The following is a 1,426-nucleotide window of genomic DNA, read 5'->3' as shown; positions in this document are numbered from 1 at the left end:
TTTAAGCTGTGGATATGAAATGATTGCTGTTACTGGTGAAAAAAGAATCAAACATTTTAGACATAAAATTATAACAGAAATAAATTGTTCTCCAGAGACTTATTTACATAAGCTAACTAAGATTAAATTTTATAAAACTTATTTAGAATGTTTAAGGGACAATAAACCATTTAATATCAAAATTTTAATGAATCGAGTTTGTAACTTCTATGAAAAGGATTTTTTAGTAACTTGTGAGTTAGAATCTCAGAAAATTATTTTCGATTTAACTAAATATTTTAAGAAAATTTTTATTGAGTCTAGAGAACAAAGTTTTATTACAGATATATTACTAGAATCTGAAAATGAAAATAAAGAAAAAATATTTTTTGAGGTTGCAGTCACACACAAATCTACTCAAGAAAAAATTAACTCTGGTTATAGAATAATAGAATTTGCGATATTTTCTGAACAGGATATTGAAATAATTGAATCATGTTTACTTGAGGAAGGTGAAGCAATAAATTTTCTAAATTTTAATCGATTTTTAAGGAAAACAAATTTATGTAAAGGAAAATGTGATAAAGGTATTTTACCATACTCAGTAGTGGTAAATATGTAGTGATAATAAAATTAGGCACTACAACAAGAATTATAATAATGAATAAAATACCAGATAGCGCCAATATGATTATCTAACTTTTTAGAAAAGGATAAAGTTTTTCTGACCAAACGAGAAATTCTTTGACGCATTGTATTATTAAAGCGTTCAATATGGTTAGTCTTGCCACTTTCTTTCCCGACTGCCTGATGACGTTTGCTAGGAATAACTTGTGCGTAAGCCGCCCAAAAATCTGTATAGCAGACAGCACATTGACGATAAACTGGTGGTAGAGAATTCCATAATCCTCTAGCACCATCTTCACTGCGATTGCCTATGTAAACTCCAACTATTTCTCTAGTTTTTTTATCCAAAGCTAACCAAATCCATTGCTTATTACCCTTATGACCTACAAATGACCAAGCCTCATCACATTCAATAGTTAATTTACCTCTTGGTTTGGCTGAAACATTTACCTGCTGAGGAATCTGGGCATATTTATTATTCACATATTTTTGCAACCAAGTCGTTGAAACAAGAGCAGCGCGAGCAATACTGGCCAAAGGTATTTTCTCAAGTAAAAGTCTATCAATCAGTTCTATAGTATCTTTGCTAATAACTTTATTAGTGGGATTTTCTATAAACTGTCTTTTGCAGTTTTGACACTGGTATTTTGGTTTTTGATTATGAATCTTCCCATTTTTGACAGTGTGTTGAGAACCACAATTGGGGCAAGTAGGTCTGGAGATTGACATCAAAGCTGAAATAGTTGAATTTAAAAACACTCGTACTTCACTACATATAACACTTAATACGTTCTAGCGAAATCATATATCTGTCTCTTAA

General features: G+C 30.5%; 2 protein-coding genes. One reads left to right on the top strand and one right to left on the bottom strand.

The genetic code is table 11. The annotated features are described in order from the left end of the window. A partial coding sequence (locus IQ228_RS26015) for a hypothetical protein (protein WP_228044094.1) occupies positions 1–601 on the top strand: 601 nt, incomplete at its 5' end. 11 nt (positions 602–612) lie between these two features. On the opposite strand, the gene IQ228_RS26010 is transcribed toward IQ228_RS26015, so the two are convergent. Further along, on the bottom strand, positions 613–1,335 hold the full coding sequence (locus IQ228_RS26010; RefSeq protein WP_193965006.1) for an IS1 family transposase: 723 nt from the start codon (positions 1,333–1,335) through the stop codon (positions 613–615). Between the last annotated feature and the right edge of the window lie 91 nt (positions 1,336–1,426).

The organism is Dolichospermum sp. LEGE 00246 (genome assembly GCF_015207865.1).
In the GTDB taxonomy this organism is placed as follows: domain Bacteria; phylum Cyanobacteriota; class Cyanobacteriia; order Cyanobacteriales; family Nostocaceae; genus Dolichospermum; species Dolichospermum heterosporum.
Note: the sequence above shows the minus strand (reverse complement) of the source record. Positions and strands in the feature narration are given on the sequence as shown.